This is a genomic window from Kitasatospora sp. NPDC058115 (assembly GCF_042884635.1).
Classification (GTDB): Bacteria; Actinomycetota; Actinomycetes; order Streptomycetales; family Streptomycetaceae; genus Kitasatospora.
Window position 1 is genome coordinate 32,073 of record NZ_JBHVTL010000017.1, and the last position, 15,002, is coordinate 47,074.

Genomic DNA, 15,002 nt, shown 5'->3' on the forward strand with positions numbered 1-15,002 from the left:
GAGAGGTCCTAACCTCTGGCTGTGACTTTCAGCCAGACCCTTGCCCTCGCACCAGCCCGTCCCGACCTCACCGCGCCCCCGATAGGAACCCTCAGCCCGCCCGTCCCCCGCGCCGCGCTCGCCGAGGTCCTGCGCCGCTACCGGGTGGGCCGCCTGCTCACCGCCGAACCCGTCGCCGAAGGCCTGCTGAACCGCGGCTACCGGGTCAGCACCGAGGCCGGCGACTACTTCCTGAAGTGCTACGTCGACGCCGCGACCGCCGGCCGGGAGGCCGTCGCCGCCCACCACCGCGCGATGGACGCGCTGGCCGCCCTCGGGCTGCCCGTCGCTCCCCCGCTGGCCCTCTCCGGCCGGACCGCCACGATCGCCGCGTTCGGCGGGCGGCTGTTCGCCCTCTTCCCCTGGGTGGACGGCGGGCACCGGCACGGCACCGAGCTGGCAGTTCCGCAGTGCGCCGAGCTGGGCGCGCTGCTCGGCCGGCTGCACGGCGCGCTCGACGAGGTCTGCGCTCCCCTCGCACAACCCTCCGGCTACCGCAGCGCGGACCCGCGCGACAGCTCCGGGCTCGCCCGCGAGCTGCGCCGCCGGGCCCGCGAGCACCAGCCGCACGGCGAGCTGGACGCCCTGGTGGAGCGCCGGCTGACCGAACGGCTGGAGCTGCTCACCGAGCACGCCCACCGCCGTCCGCTCCCGCAGGCCGCCCCGCCCACCGGCTGGACCCACGGCGACTTCCACGGGCTCAACCTGCTGCACAGCGGCGGGCGGATCGCCGCCGTCCTGGACTGGGACAAGCTCGGCCCGCAGCCGCGCGCCGAGGAGGCCGTCCGGGCGGCCACCCTGCTGTTCAACGACCGCGTCAGCGGGGTGCTGGACCTCGTCCGGGTCCGGCACTGGTCGCAGTCCTACCGGGCCACCGGCGCCGCCACCGCGGAGCACCTGGCGGCCGCGGCGCACCGGGTCTGGTGGGAGCGGCTGAACGACTTCTGGATGCTCCAGTGGCGCTACCAGCGGGCCGACCACCGGGCCGACCCGCTGTACCCCGCCTCCGCGGGCCAGTTGGCGTGGTGGTGCCAGGAGTACGAGCAGGTCCTGGACGCCTTCGCCAACTGACCCGACGGGTCAGCCGGTGGTGGCCGGCGGCTGGGTCGGGGGCTGCACCGGCGGCTTGGTGCTGCCGGCCCCGCCACTGCCGCCGCCCGCCGGCGGGGTCGTGCCGCCGCTGCCCCCGGTCGGGGGCGGGTTGGTCGCCGAAGGCGTGGCCGGAGCCGTCGCCCCGCCGCCCGTCCCGGTGGTCGGGGCGTTGGTCGGCGGGGCGGTGGCCGCGCCGGTCGGCGTCGTGGGCTCGGTCGTCGGCTTGGTGCCGGCCGTGGTCGGCGGCGCCGTCGGACTCGGCGTGTTGTGCTTGCCGGTCTGCTGGCTCGGCTGCTGCTGGTTCTGGTTGCCGCCGTTGTTGTTGCCGTTGTCGGTCGGCTGCTGCGGCTGTTGCGGACGCTTGGTGCTCTGGTTGGTCGGGCTGGAGGTCGCCGTCCCGCCGGAGCTGGGCGTGGTGGCCTCCGGCGCCGTCGACACCACCCCGGCGGACGGGCTGGTGCCGCCCGGCTTCCCGTCCGCGCCGTCGTCGCCGCCGCTGAGCGCCAGGGCGATGCCGGCACTGGCCGCGACCAGCACCGCCGCGATGCCGGCCACCCAGCGCCACGGTCCGCGCCGGCCGGAGCCGTGCCCGTGCCCGCCGCCGGAGTCGCCGCCGTCCCCGTACGAGCCGCCGGCCGCCGGGTAGGGCGAGGCCGGCGTGTGCGGGCCGCCCGGCACCTGGTAGGGCAGCACCGTCGTCGGGTCGCCCGGGACACCGGTCCCGAGCACCGCCGTCTCGTCCGCCGCCGGCAGCCCGCCGCGGCCCGGCACGCCGGCCGCCCCGGCCGCGGCGCCGACGGCCCAGCCGCCGGTGCCGCCGGTCAGCTCGCGCAGCGCGTGCTCGATGTGCGCGCGGAACTCGTCGGCGTCCTGGAACCGGTCGTCCGGGTCCTTGGCCAGCGAGCGCAGCACCAGCGGGTCGAGGCCGGGCGGCACCCGCGGATTGGCCTGCGAGGGCGGCACCGGCTGGTCCTGGACGTGCTGGTAGACCACCGACAGCGGGGTGTCGCCGGTGAACGGCGGGCGCAGCGTCAGCAGTTCGTAGAGCATGCAGCCGGCCGCGTACAGGTCGGAGCGGTGGTCGACCTGCTTGCCCAGCGCCTGTTCCGGCGAGAGGTACTGCGGGGTGCCCATGACCATGCCGGTCTGGGTCATCGTCGAGGCCGTGCCGGTGAGCGCCCGGGCGATGCCGAAGTCCATCACCTTGACCGCGCCGTTGGTCGTGATGATCACGTTGGCCGGCTTGATGTCACGATGCACGATGCCGTGCCGGTGGCTGTAGGACAGCGCCTCCAGCACCCCGGCGATGATGATCAGCGCCTGGTCGACCGGCGGCTCCGCCTCGTCCACCAGCAGTTCGCGGACGGTCCGGCCCTCGACCAGCTCCATCACGATGTAGGGCGTCGACTCCTCGCCGACGTACTCCTCGCCGGTGTCGTACACCGAGACGATCGCGTGGTGGTTGAGCGCCGCGACGGCGTGCGCCTCCCTGGTGAAGCGCAGCCGGGCGATCTCGTCCTGCGCCAGTTCGCCGCGGAGCAGCTTCACCGCGACGGTCCGGCCGAGCCGGACGTCCTGGGCGGCCAGCACCTCGGCCATGCCGCCCCGGCCGAGCCGGTGGGTCAGCCGGTAGCGGCCGTCGCCGACCGTGCCCAGCGGGGCCGCGGTGCCCCGGCCGGGGGTCTGCGGGCCGCCGCCGTACGGCGGGAGCGCGGTCGTGGCGGCGTCGCTACCGGGCCCGGGCCCCGGGGCCCCGCCGGCCGGACCGGTCGCCCAGGCCCCGTCGTCGTCGTCCGGATGCTGCGTCTGTGCCATCGCTCCTCGCCCCGGGCCTTCGCTCGGATCGCGGTGCCCTGTCGCTCGTATCCCCGAACGCTACCGCCTCCGGCCGACCCCTGTGGCACCCGGATTCCGGACGGAACGCGTCAGAGCAGGCCATTCCGGTCGGCCGGACCGTCCAGGTGCAGCACCGAGGCGGTGGGCCCCGAGACCCGCGAGCTGGGACCGGACTTCGTGTCCCGCTCGGCCCGGTTCACCACGATCGCGATGATGATGACCGCCAGCACGATCACGCCGACGATGATGCCGATGATCACCAGCGCGGTCGAGCAGCCGCCGCTGTTCGAGGCCGGGGCCGGCTGGAACGGCGGCGCCGGCATCGGGTGCGGCGGCGGGGTGTGCGCCTGCGGGGCCTGCGGGTGGAGGAACTGCGGCTGCGGGGTGTGCGGGGCCTGGAAGGCGGGCGGCGGCGTCTGGAACGGCTGCGGCTGCGGGAACGGCGTCGGCGTCTGCGGCGCCTGGTAGGCCGGCGGCGGGGTCTGGAACGGCTGCTGCGGCTGCGCGAACGGCTGCGGGGTGCTCGGGGCCTGCGGCGCCGCGTGCACCGAGCGCGGCCCGTCGGTGATCACCAGCGGGTTGCTGGCCGCCAGCGGGCTGCCGCCGCCCTTGGCCGCGCCCATCAGCCGCTCCGCCTCGTCGCGCATCGCCGCCGCGCTCGGGAACCGGTGCGCCGGGTCCTTGCGCAGCGCCCTGGCCACGAACTCGTCGACCGCCGGGCTGAGCCGCGGGTTGAGCGTGGACGGCGCCGGCGGCTCCTCCTGGACGTGCTTGTACGCGATGGAGAAGGCCGAGTCGCCGTCGAAGACCAGCTGGCCGGTGAGCATCTCGAAGAGCATCACGCCGACCGAGTAGAGGTCGGAGCGGGCGTCCACCGGCTTGCCCAGCGCCTGCTCGGGCGAGAGGTACTGCGGGGTGCCGACCACCATGCCGGTCTGGGTCATCGAGGTGACCCCGCTCTCCAGCGCGCGGGCGATGCCGAAGTCCATGACCTTGACGTTGCCCTTGCGGTCGAACATGACGTTGCCGGGCTTGATGTCACGATGCACCAGGCCCATGTCGTGCGAGGCCTCCAGCGCGTTCAGCACGCCGACGGTGACCCGCAGCGCCTCCTCGACCGCGATCGCGCCCTGCTGGGCGACCGCCTCGTTGATGGCGTCCCGCAGGCCCTTGCCGTCGATCAGCTGCATGACGATGTACGGGGTGCTGGAGCCGTCCGGGGCGATGTCCTCGCCGCTGTCGTACACCGTGACGATGTTGGGGTGTTCCAGCCGGGCCACCGCCTGCGCCTCGCGGCGGAAGCGCTCCTTGAACGAGTCGTCCCGGCCCAGCTCGGCGTGCATGCTCTTCAGCGCCACCGACCGGTCCAGCACGCTGTCGTACGCGAGGTGGACCGAGGCCATGCCGCCCTCGCCCAGCACCCGCTGCAGCACGTACCGCCCGTTTCCCAGGGAGTAGCCCTCGACCGCCGCGTTGCCGTGCTCGCTCATGGTCCTCTGCTCCCCCTCGGTGCGGCCCTGCCGCCGCGACCGTGACGTTCGGTCTCGTCCGTGCGTGTGCGGGCCCGGCCCGCTGGCCTGCCCTGCCCCTGTCGCGGCGCTCGCCCGGCCTGCGACAGGGGCCCAGGGTATCGGCTCGCGCCGACGCCGACCGGTCCAGGGCCGACACTGTGTCCAGGTCGCGACCGGGCACCGGCCGGTGGTCCTCCCGGCACCGGGGCGCCCTGCCGCGCCCGGTGCCGCACGGCCCCGGCGGGACCGTGGCGGTACGGATACGGCCTACAGGTACGGGCCGGAGCGGATGCCGCGGCCCTCGCCCGGCTCGTCGCCCTCCGGCTCCGCGCCGTGCAGACCGGGCGGCAGCGCCCGGCGCATCTGCTCCAGCTGCGCGCGCGCCGCCATCTGCTGGGCGAACAGCGCGGTCTGGATGCCGTGGAACAGCCCCTCCAGCCAGCCCACCAGCTGCGCCTGCGCGATCCGCAGCTCGGCCTCGGTCGGGATCGAGTCCTCGGTGAACGGCAGCGAGAGCCGCTCCAGCTCGGCGACCAGCTCGGGGGCCAGACCGAGCTCCAGCTCCTTGATCGAGCTGGCGTGGATGTCCTTCAGCCGGGCCCGGCTGGCCTCGTCGAGGGGAGCCGCCCGGACCTCCTCCAACAGCTGCTTGATCATGCTGCCGATCCGCATGACCTTCGCGGGCTGCTCGACCATCTCGGTCACCGGCAGCTCGCGCGGGCCGTCCCCCTCGTCGTCCCCGGTCATGCCCATCGCCCCCTGGCCCACCGGCATCCCGTCCGGTCCGACGATCAGCACCTTCTGGCCGTCCTGCGACTGCCCGCCCATGGCCTGGTGGAACTCGTGCGACGAGCGCTCGTTCATCGGATTCGTCATGAACCACATTCTCCCTCACTGGGATTGCCGGGGTGGAGGCCCCCGGCCACCCGGGCACGACGCTACGCCCCGGGCGCGGGGGGCGGTATCCGTACGGATACTCAGTCCGCCCGGGTACCCGGGCGCCCCGCGTCCGCCCCGGGGGTGCGGTCAGCCGCGCCGCAGCCGCAGGCCGATCAGCCCCAGTCCGCAGCCGATCAGGCCGAGACCGGCGCCGAGCGGGAGCTGGCGGGTGGAGGCGTCGTCCCACCGGGTCGGCAGCACGACCGGGCCGGCCACCGCGGTCCGCGGCCCGGGTCGGCCGAGCGCCAGCGTCCCGCTCCCGGTGTCCTCGGCGGGCCCGGCCGGGGCCGGGGAGTCCGCGCCGGGGTCCGCGGCGGGGCCGGCGGGCTGCTCCGGCTGCTGCTCCACCTGCTGTTCCACCGGGCGTTCCGCCGGCTTCTCCGGGCTCTGCCCGACGGCCCGCCCGGGCGCCCGGTCCGGTGCCTGCCCGGGCGCCTGCTCAGGTGCCTGCTCCGGTGCCTGCTCCGGTGCCTGCTCGGGCACCTGCTGGACGCGTTCGGGCGCCGAGGCGGGGCGGTGCCGCTGCCGGCGCTGCTCCCACGCGGCCCGGGGAAGACCGGGGCGCAGGCGCCCGGCCTGCACGACCGGGGTCGCGGCCGCGCCGACGGCGGTGCTCGCGGTGCTGGTCGCGGTGGTGCCGGCGGTCACGGACGCCTCGGCGGCCTCGGACGCCCCGGCCGCGACCGAGGAGGGCTCGGAGGCTGCGGTGGACTCCGCGACGGCGGACGGCTCCGGGGCGGACGGGGGCCCGGGCGGGGCGGACGCCTCCGCGGCGGGCAGCGCCTGCGTGGACGGCGGGGCGGACGGCAGGTCGGACGGCGGGGCGGACGGCCCGGGCGCCGGAACCGGGGGGATGGCCGGCGCCGGGGAGACCACCGGGACGGGAACGACGCCGGCCGGGCCGGCCGGCAGGGCCACCGCCACCGGGCCGACGGCCAGCGGAACGGCGAGACCGAGCACCGCCACCACCAGCAGCCGTCGCGCACGGCGCTCGGCACGGCGGGTGCCCGGACGCACCCGGAGGCGGACGCCCACCCGGACCAGGGCACGCCCGGCGGCACGGCGGGAGGCGGACGGCGGCGGTGCTGCGGGCAGCGGCCCGAGGAACGCGGACGAAGGTGCGTGCACGGTCGAGGTCCTTCCGCGACGGCCGACCGCGCGGGGCGGGGTCGGCGGCGGGACAGCTCCCGACCAGGGTCACACAGTCCGACATTCCGGGCATGTCGGACGGACCGGACCGGCGGAACGCGGGCCCCGGGGGTCCGGCGTCCCGCCGCCCACCACCGGGATCAGGCCCGCAGCACCACCTTGCCGACCTGCGCACCGGCCTCCAGCACCCGGTGCGCCTCGGCGGCCTCGGTCAGCGGCAGCACCCGGTCGACCACCGGCTTCACCACCCCGGAGGCGACCAGCGGCCAGACGTGCTCGCGCACCGCCGCCACGATCGCCGCCTTCTCCGCCAGCGGCCGCCCGCGCAGATTGGTCGCGATCACCGCGCCGCGCTTGCGCAGCAGGGTGCCGAGGTTCAGCTCGCCGGTCACCCCGCCCTGCAGCCCGATGATCACCAGCCGCCCGTTGACGGCCAGCGCGTCCACGTTCCGCTGCAGGTACTTGGCGCCCATGATGTCCAGGATCACGTCCGCCCCGGCGCCGCCGGTGGCCTCCCGGAGCACCTCGACGAAGTCCTGCGTGCGGTAGTCGATCAGCACGTCGGCGCCCAGCTCCGCGCAGCGGGCCAGCTTCTCCGGGCCGCCCGCCGTCACCACCACCCGGGCGCCGACCGCCTTGGCCAGCTGGATCGCCATCGTCCCGATGCCGCTGGCGCCGCCGTGCACCAGCACCGTCTCGCCCGGCCGCAGGTGCGCGGTGAGGAAGACGTTGGACCAGACCGTGCAGACCACCTCCGGCAGCGCGGCGGCCTGCTCCGGGCTCAGCCCCGGCGGCACCGGCAGCAGTTGGCCGACCGGCACCGCCACCCGCTCCGCGTAGCCGCCGCCGACCAGCAGCGCGCAGACCTCGTCGCCGACCGCCCAGCCGGACACCCCGGGGCCCAGCGCGGCGATCCGGCCCGCGCACTCCAGGCCGGGGTGGCGCGGGCTGCCGGGCGGCGGGTCGTAGAGGCCCTGCCGCTGGAGCAGGTCGGCGCGGTTGACCGCGGTGGCCGCCACCTCGACCAGGACCTCGCCCTCCCCGGGCACCGGGTCGGGCACCTCGGCCCAGACCAGTGCCTCGGGACCGCCGGGTTCAGGAATCGTCATCGCATGCATGGCCCGACGCTACTGCGCGCCGGCACCCCGGCGGGCGGGCGACCCGCGCCGTCAGCCGGCCAGCTCGGGGAGCAGCACGGCGCCGGGCAGCGCGGCCGCCACCCGGCCCGGGAGGATCAGCTTGCCCCGCCGCCGCCCGCTGCCGACCAGCACGAACGGGGCCGCCGCCACCGCGGCGTCGACCAGCAGCGGCCAGCCGGCCGGCAGCCCGACCGGGGTGATGCCGCCGTACTCCATGCCGGTCGCCTCGACGGCGGTGTCCATCGGCGCGAACGAGGCCTTGCGGGCCTCCAGGTGCTTGCGGACCGTACGGTTGACGTCGACCCGGGTGGTCGCCAGCGCCAGGCAGGCGGCCAGGGTGGTCTCCCCGCCGCGCTTGGCGGCGACCACCACGCAGTTCGCCGAGGCCTCCAGCGGCACGCCGTAGGTCTCGCAGAAGACCGCGGTGTCGGCCTTCTCCGGATCGGTCTCGACGTACAGCACGGAGCGGGCGGCCTCCCGGTCGTCCCAGTTCTTCAGCGCGTCGGCCACCGGGGCGACCAGCCGGTCGGCCACCTCCAGCGCGGGGGCGGAGAAGTCGAACGTACCGAACGGGAGCTGCGGTTGACCGGTCATGGTGCCGACCCTACGCCCCCTCGGCCGACTTGATGACGATCACCCGGTCGGTCAGCTGCAGCGTGCGCGCCTCCGCCTCGGTGTAGTTGATCACCCGCCGGCCGCGCACCACCGCCACCACCAGGTCGTCGAGCTCGCGCGGGTCGTGCCCGGCCTCGGCCCGGGTGACCGGGCGCTCGACCACGTCCAGGCCGTTGCCGTAGGTGAGCAGGTCCTCCATCACCGCGCCGGCGTGCGGGCTGAGCATCGACATGCCGAGCAGCCGGCCCGCCGAACTGGAGCTGGTGACCACCACGTCGGCGCCGCTCTGCCGCAGCAGCGGGGCGTTCTCGTCCTCCCGCACCGCCGCGACGATGGTCGCCGCGCGGGTCAGCTGGCGGGCGGTCAGGGTGATCAGCGCGGCGGTGTCGTCCCGCTCCGGCGCGACCACCACCCGGGCGGCGGTGGGCAGTCCGGCGCGCAGCAGGGTGTCGGTGCGGGTGGCGTCGCCGACCACGCCCACCAGGCCCTGCTGGGCGGCCTGGTCGACCGCCTTGCGCTGCGGGTCGACCACCACGATCTCGTCCTTGCGCACCCCCTGCCCGAGCAGGGTGTCGATGGCGCTGCGGCCCTTGGTGCCGAAGCCGATCACGACGGTGTGCTCGCGCACGGTGGACCTCCAGCGGTTCAACCGCCACTGCTGACGGGTGCGTTCGGTGAGCACTTCGAGGGTGGTGCCGACCAGGATGATCAGGAAGATCACCCGCAGCGGGGTGACCACGAAGATGTTGGTGAGCCGGGCGCTGTCGCTGAACGGGGTGATGTCGCCGTACCCGGTGGTGGAGAGCGTCACGGTGGCGTAGTACGCCGAGTCCAGGAAGCTCAGGCCCCCGCCGGCGTTGTCGTTGTAGCCGTCCCGGTCCAGCCAGACGATCACGGTGGTGGCGAGCAGGACGCCCAGCGCCAGCAGCAGCCGGGAGCCGACCTGCCGCACCGCCGGGGCGGTGCGCCGGGCGGGCAGCACGATGCCGGAGTCGGCCCAGGGCTCGGTGCCGGGAGCGGACGGCCCGGCCAGCCGCTCGCGGACACGTCGGACACTCACGGGGCCTCCAGCAGTTCGATCTCGTCGCCCGCCGCCGCGCCGCCCGGCGGGACCACCGCGAGCGCCTCGGCCCGGGCCAGGCCGCGGAGCATCGCCGGGCCGTCGTAGGGAAGGTGGACCACCCCGCGGGCGGTCCGGCGGACCGGCAGCAGCCGGGTGTCCGCCGGGTGGCCGGGCAGCGGCTGGTCGGCCGTGGCCAGGACCGGCGCGGCGGCGCCCCGGCCGGCCAGCGCGCGCAGCAGCGGCAGGGCGAGCGTCACCATGCCGGCCACCGCGGCCAGCGGGTTGCCGGGCAGCCCCACCAGGTGCCGCCCACCGGGGAGTTCGGCCAGCAGCATCGGGTGGCCGGGGCGGACGGCGACCCCGTCCACCAGCAGCCGGGCGCCGGAGCCGGCGAGCGCCCGGTGCAGGAAGTCCACCGGGCCGGCGGCCGTCCCGCCGGTGGTGACGACCACATCGGCGGTGGAGTGCCGCAGGGCGTCCCGGAGCAGGCCGAAGTCGTCCCGGACGGCGCGCGGTCCGCCGGTCTCGGCGCCGGCCGCGCGCAGCCAGGGCGGCAGCAGCGGGCCGAGCGCGTCGCGGACCAGGCCGGGCCGGGGCAGGCCGGAGCCGAGCAGTTCGTCGCCGAGCACCAGCAGCTCCACCACCGGGGCGCGGCGGACCGCCAGCCGGTCGTGGCCGCAGGCGGCGGCCAGGCCGAGCACCGCCGGGCCGACCGCGGTGCCGGCCGGCAGCAGCACCTCGCCGCGCCGGCACTCCTGGCCGCGCGGCCGGACGTCCTGGCCGGTGGTCAGCGCACCGGGGGTGCGCTCGGACAGCAGCGCCCCGCCCGGCTCGCCGTGCTCGCGGCGGAGCACGGCGGTCGCGCCGGGCGGCAGTTGGGCACCGGTGGCGATCTCGACGGCGGCGCCGTCGGCCAGCGGGCCGTCGGCGGGGCGTCCGGCGAGCAGCCGGCCGGTCACCCGCCAGGGGCCGGGACCGGCGACGGCCCAGCCGTCCATCGCCGCGGTGTCGAAGGCCGGCAGGTCGGTGAGCGCGGTGAGCGGCTCGGCGAGGGTGCGGCCGAGCGCACCGTCCAGCGGCAGGCTGAGCGGCGGCAGCGCGGTGCGGCCGGCCCGGCGGGCGGTCTCCCGGGCCGCCGCCCAGCGGACCGGGCGGACCGGGGCGGGGGCGGCGCGTTCCTCCATCACGCTCACGGCTGCCCCGGGTCGTCGGCCCGGGCCGCCGCCCAGCGCTCGGCGAGCGCGGCGGTGCGCCGGGACGCCTCGGCGACCGCCTCCGGGCCGCCGCCGCGGCGGGCGGCCGCGTAGCCGATCAGGAAGGCGGTCAGCGGGGCGGCGGGCCGGTCCACCCCGTGCGCGACCACCCGGGCCAGGTCGAGCAGGCCGCGGACGTCGACGTCCAGGTCGATGTCCAGCTCGGCACGGACCTCGGCGATCCAGTCATCCAGCGTGCGCTCCATGCGAACATGCTGCCCGATCGGCGGTTTCCCCGGGATGTTTGTCCGGTGAGCGGCGCGCGTCGTTTCGCTCACGTCCCGGCGCCGGCCCGGCGGGCCGGCCGCTGCGGCGGGGCGCTCAGCCGCCGGCGCCGTCGCGTTCGCGGGCCTGTTCCAGGGCCTCCCAGGTGTCGCAGTCGTAGGTGACGTCGTCGGTGTCGGCCAGCCGCAGGGTGGGCAGGGCGCCGGTCAGCCGGCGCAGCGGGAGCCCGGCGGGATCGCCGGCGGCGGCCAGGGCGGCGCGCAGGGCGGCGGTGCGGTAGGCGGCGGCGAGCGGCTGGTCGCGCCCGGCGGCGTCGACCAGGACGGCCGCCGCGGTGTCCGGACCGGCCGCGTCGAGCGCGGTGACCAGCCGTTCCACGGTCCGCCGGTCCAGGAAGGGCAGGTCGGCGGCGAACAGCAGCACCAGGTCGGCGGTCACCTCGGCGAGACCGGCGGCGACGGCGGCGACCGGGCCGCCGCCGGGCGGGTGCTCGCGGGTCCACCGGATCCCGGGGCGGGTGGTGGGCCGGACCGGGCCGACGACCACGGTGGTCCGGGCGTCCGTGCAGGCGGCGAGCACCCGGTCCAGCAGGGTGGCCGCGCCGACGGTCAGGGCGGGCTTGTCGGCCCCGCCGAGCCTCCGGGCGGCGCCCCCGGCCGGGACGATCACGTCGTACGGCGTCATGCCGCCAGTATCCGCCGGAGGGCTCAGACGGTGTCCCGGCCGGCCCCGGGCCCGCCGTCGGCGTCCGGCCCGTCGGTCGCGTCCGGCTCCTCGTGCTCCTCCGGCTCCCCGGGCCCGTCCGTCTCGTCCGCCTCGTCGGCGGTGGCGGCGGTGTCGGCAACGGCGGTGTTGGCCGCGGCGCTCAGCTCCAGCAGTGCCGGCAGGGTCAGCTCCCCGTACCGCTCGTTCACCGCCGCCACCAGCGCCTCCGCGTCGTGCGGGTGCGCGGCCAGCAGCCGGTCGAAGTCCTGGAGGTACTCCCCGGTGAACGCCAGCACCCGCTCCGCGTCGTCGCCCTGGTCGGGAGCCCGGTGCCCGGCGATCACCCGCTCCGCGCCGAGCTCGGCGATCCGCCCCAGGTTGCGGACCCACTCGGTGCGCTGCTCCGGCGTGGTGTCGGCGGTCCAGACGTGGGTGCCGTTGTACGCGAAGTCGCCCGCCACCACGGTACGGACGCTCGGCACGTGCACCACCGTGGAGCCGCCGCAGTCGCCCTGCCCGAGCAGCAGGACCGGGATCACCTGCCGGTCGATCATCAGCGGCTGGGGCAGCAGCGGCGCCGGGACCAGCGGGTGGTCCGGGATGTCGTCGCCGAACACCGGCTTCCACTGGGCGACCTTCGCGGCGGCGGTGCGCAGGATGCCGTCCACGACCGACGGCGAGGCCAGCAGCTGCGCCTCGGGGAAGAGCCGCAGCACCTCCTCGGCGCCGAAGTAGTGGTCGGGGTGCTGGTGGGTGATCACGATGGCGAGCAGTCGGCGGCCCTTGCCCGCCACCCACTCGGCCAGCTCGCGGCCGGCACTGCGGGTGAGCTGGGCGTCGACCAGAATCGCCGTGTGCTCGCCGAGGACCAGCGTGGAGGTGGCGAAGAAGGCCGACTCCGGGCCGGTGAAGACCTCGACCTCCAGCGGCCGGACCGGCGCCCCGGCGGCGGGCGTCGCGTCGACCGGGTCCGCGCCGGCGTTCTCCTCGGACGGGGACGACGTCACTGGGTGCTCCCTCTGGTTGGGCGGTTCGCGCCCTACAGCATGGGAGCACGGCGCGCGGAAAACGCGGAAGGCGCGCCCGGCGGGGGCGCGCCTTCCCGATCACGTGTCCGGGCGGTGACCCTTCGCCGCCGGGGTCAGCCCCTGGGGCCGGTCAGCTTGGCGACGCGGTCGGTGACACCCCAGGAGGTGACCCGCCAGAGCGCCTCGGCGACGATGTTCTTGCTCATCTTGGACGCGCCCAGCTCCCGCTCGACGAAGGTGATCGGCACCTCGGCGACCTTGAAGCCGGCCTTCACCGTCCGCCAGGCCAGGTCGACCTGGAAGCAGTACCCGGCCGAGGCGACCTGGTCCATGCCGAGGCCGAGCAGGGTCTCCTTGCGGAACGCCCGGTAGCCGCCGGTGACGTCCCGGATCGGCACGCCCAGCATCAGCCGCGAGTAGGTCGAGCCGGCGCGCGAGAGCAGCAGCCGGGACTTCGGCCAGTTCACCACCCGGCCGCCGGGGACCCACCGGGAGCCCAGCACCAGGTCGGCGCCGCGCAGCGCGGTGAGCAGCCGGTGCAGTTCCTCGGGGCGGTGGGAGCCGTCGGCGTCCATCTCGACGAGCACGTCGTAGCCCTCGTCGATGCCCCAGCGGAAGCCCGCCAGGTAGGCGGCGCCGAGCCCCTCCTTGCCCCGGCGGTGCATGACGTGCACCTGGGAGTCCTCGGCGGCCAGCTTGTCGGCCAGCTCGCCGGTTCCGTCCGGGCTGTTGTCGTCGGCGACGAGGACGTGCACCTCGGGAACGGCGGCGCGCACCCGGCCGACGATGAGCTCGACGTTCTCGGCCTCGTTGTAGGTGGGGATGATCACCAGCACCCGGCCGAGATCGGCAAAACCCTGCTGGACGGTCACGTACTAACCTCTCGGCCGGTGGCGGGACGTGCCGGTCACCATTGCCCGCACTCATCGGAAGACACAGTCCCGGCCGGCACCCCGCCGGCCCGGACGACACCGTGGAAAACACTGGGTCCTGGCATCCTACTACCGAGCCCTCGGACGGACCTTCCCGCCGAGGCACTCCCGGCCGGCGCCCGCCGTTTCCCCGGCGGGGGTACGGGTCGGCTAGGGTCGATGCCCGGCCTTTGCCCGGATGCCCGAACCCGTCCGCCCCCGCCTGCGGCCGCCTGACGGCGGCGAGGCCCACCAGCCACTGCAGCAAGGAGCAGGACCACGCCCATGGACAAGCTCGTCAACACCGTCCGCCCCTACGCCTGGGGCTCGGTCACCGCGCTCCCCGGGCTGCTCGGGCAGGAGCCGACCGGCGAACCGCAGGCCGAGCTGTGGATGGGCGCCCACCCCGGGGACCCCTCGCGGGCGGACCGGGGCGAGGGTCCGCGCCGGCTGGACGAGCTGATCGCCGCGGACCCGCAGGGCGAGCTGGGCGCCGCCTCGGTGGCCCGGTTCGGCCCCACCCTGCCGTTCCTGCTGAAGGTCCTCGCCCCGGGCATCCCGATCTCCATCCAGGCCCACCCCTCGCTCGACCAGGCCCGGGCCGGCTACGCCGCCGAGAACGCCCTGGGGATCCCGCTGGACGCCCCGCACCGGAACTACCGGGACGCCAACCACAAGCCCGAACTCATCTGCGCGCTCGGCGACTTCGACGGCCTCTGCGGCTTCCGCCGGCCCGCCGACGCGGCCGCGCTGCTGGCCGCCCTCGACGTGCCCGCGCTGGAGCCGGTGATCGCCCTGCTGGGCGCCGGGGACGAGTCCGAGGCGCTCAGCCGCGCGCTGGCCGCCGCCCTCACGCTCTCCGGCCCCGAGGCCGCGGCGGCCGTCCGGGACACCGCCGAGGCGGTCGGCAAGGCCGCCGCCGACGAGCCGGACGGGCCGTACGCGCCGTACACCCGGATCGCCCGGGACTTCCCGGGGGACGTCGGGCTGATCGCGGGTCTGCTGCTCAACCACGTCCGGCTGCGCGCCGGCGAGGCGCTGTACCTGGGCGCCGGCGTCCCGCACGCGTACCTGCACGGCCTCTGCGTCGAGCTCCAGGCCAACTCGGACAACGTGCTGCGGGCCGGGCTCACCCCCAAGCACATCGACGTGCCGGAGCTGCTCCGGGTGGTCGAGTTCGCCTCCTGCGCGCCGGAGCCGCTGCGGCCGGTCGCGGTCGACGGGACGCCCGGCGAGGAGCTGTACCCCGTGCCGATCGACGAGTTCCGGCTCTCCCGGTTCGTCCTGGACGGCCGGGAGCGGACGGTCGGCGGCGAGGCGCCGCAGATCCTGCTCTGCACCGCCGGCGGTGTCCGGCTGACCGCGGCGGACGGCGCCGTGCTGGAGCTGGCCCGCGGCGAGTCCGCCTTCCTGCCCGCCACCGGGACGGCGACCCGCCTGGACGGCGCCGCCGCCACCGTCTTCCGCGCGACCGTCACCCTCTGACCGCCGCCGGGC

General features: G+C 76.3%; 13 protein-coding genes and 1 pseudogene. 2 read left to right on the top strand and 12 right to left on the bottom strand.

Annotated features, from left to right (window positions below; genetic code table 11):
* Positions 1-21: 21 nt before the first annotated feature.
* Positions 22-1,110, top strand: coding sequence for a phosphotransferase enzyme family protein (locus tag ACFVVL_RS19265; protein ID WP_380294416.1), 1,089 nt, complete (start codon positions 22-24; stop codon positions 1,108-1,110).
* A gap of 9 nt (positions 1,111-1,119) precedes the next feature.
* Here the strand turns inward: ACFVVL_RS19265 and ACFVVL_RS19270 are convergent, their stop codons facing one another.
* The 12 genes and pseudogenes from ACFVVL_RS19270 to ACFVVL_RS19325 form a co-directional block, all read right to left on the bottom strand.
* Positions 1,120-2,946 (bottom strand): protein kinase, encoded by a 1,827-nt coding sequence (locus ACFVVL_RS19270; RefSeq protein ID WP_380294415.1) that lies wholly within the window; start codon positions 2,944-2,946, stop codon positions 1,120-1,122.
* A 110-nt stretch (positions 2,947-3,056) separates the two neighbouring features.
* Entirely contained in the window at positions 3,057-4,457 is a 1,401-nt protein-coding gene (locus tag ACFVVL_RS19275) for a protein kinase (RefSeq protein ID WP_380294414.1), read from the bottom strand.
* Between the two features lie 288 nt (positions 4,458-4,745).
* The gene (locus ACFVVL_RS19280) at positions 4,746-5,306 is read right to left on the bottom strand and encodes a bacterial proteasome activator family protein (protein ID WP_380294424.1); all 561 of its coding nucleotides are present in this window, start codon (positions 5,304-5,306) and stop codon (positions 4,746-4,748) included.
* A 198-nt stretch (positions 5,307-5,504) separates the two neighbouring features.
* A complete protein-coding gene (locus ACFVVL_RS19285; protein ID WP_387676725.1) occupies positions 5,505-6,545 on the bottom strand; it encodes a hypothetical protein in 1,041 nt (346 codons plus the stop codon).
* Between the two features lie 161 nt (positions 6,546-6,706).
* Positions 6,707-7,684, bottom strand: a complete 978-nt coding sequence (locus ACFVVL_RS19290) for an NAD(P)H-quinone oxidoreductase (protein WP_380294412.1) — start codon at positions 7,682-7,684, stop codon at positions 6,707-6,709.
* 51 nt (positions 7,685-7,735) lie between these two features.
* Complete coding sequence (locus ACFVVL_RS19295; RefSeq protein ID WP_387676728.1) at positions 7,736-8,299, bottom strand: YbaK/EbsC family protein; 564 nt, start codon at positions 8,297-8,299, stop codon at positions 7,736-7,738.
* Between the two features lie 10 nt (positions 8,300-8,309).
* Positions 8,310-9,353, bottom strand: a complete 1,044-nt coding sequence (locus tag ACFVVL_RS19300) for a potassium channel family protein (RefSeq protein ID WP_380294423.1) — start codon at positions 9,351-9,353, stop codon at positions 8,310-8,312.
* A gap of 23 nt (positions 9,354-9,376) precedes the next feature.
* Positions 9,377-10,567 (bottom strand): molybdopterin molybdotransferase MoeA, encoded by a 1,191-nt coding sequence (locus ACFVVL_RS19305; protein WP_387676942.1) that lies wholly within the window; start codon positions 10,565-10,567, stop codon positions 9,377-9,379.
* A gap of 5 nt (positions 10,568-10,572) precedes the next feature.
* Positions 10,573-10,830 (bottom strand): annotated as a pseudogene (locus ACFVVL_RS19310) (DUF6457 domain-containing protein); the annotation flags it as partial.
* 127 nt (positions 10,831-10,957) lie between these two features.
* The gene (locus tag ACFVVL_RS19315) at positions 10,958-11,545 is read right to left on the bottom strand and encodes a molybdenum cofactor guanylyltransferase (RefSeq protein ID WP_387676731.1); all 588 of its coding nucleotides are present in this window, start codon (positions 11,543-11,545) and stop codon (positions 10,958-10,960) included.
* A gap of 23 nt (positions 11,546-11,568) precedes the next feature.
* Positions 11,569-12,573, bottom strand: coding sequence for an MBL fold metallo-hydrolase (locus ACFVVL_RS19320; RefSeq protein WP_387676734.1), 1,005 nt, complete (start codon positions 12,571-12,573; stop codon positions 11,569-11,571).
* A 134-nt stretch (positions 12,574-12,707) separates the two neighbouring features.
* On the bottom strand, positions 12,708-13,466 hold the full coding sequence (locus tag ACFVVL_RS19325) for a polyprenol monophosphomannose synthase (protein WP_380294408.1): 759 nt from the start codon (positions 13,464-13,466) through the stop codon (positions 12,708-12,710).
* Positions 13,467-13,790: 324 nt separating this feature from the next.
* Between ACFVVL_RS19325 and manA the strand changes: the two genes are divergently transcribed.
* Positions 13,791-14,990 carry a mannose-6-phosphate isomerase, class I gene (gene manA / locus ACFVVL_RS19330; protein WP_380294407.1) on the top strand — a complete coding sequence of 400 codons (1,200 nt, stop codon included), beginning with the start codon at positions 13,791-13,793 and terminating at the stop codon, positions 14,988-14,990.
* The last annotated feature ends 12 nt before the right edge of the window (positions 14,991-15,002 follow it).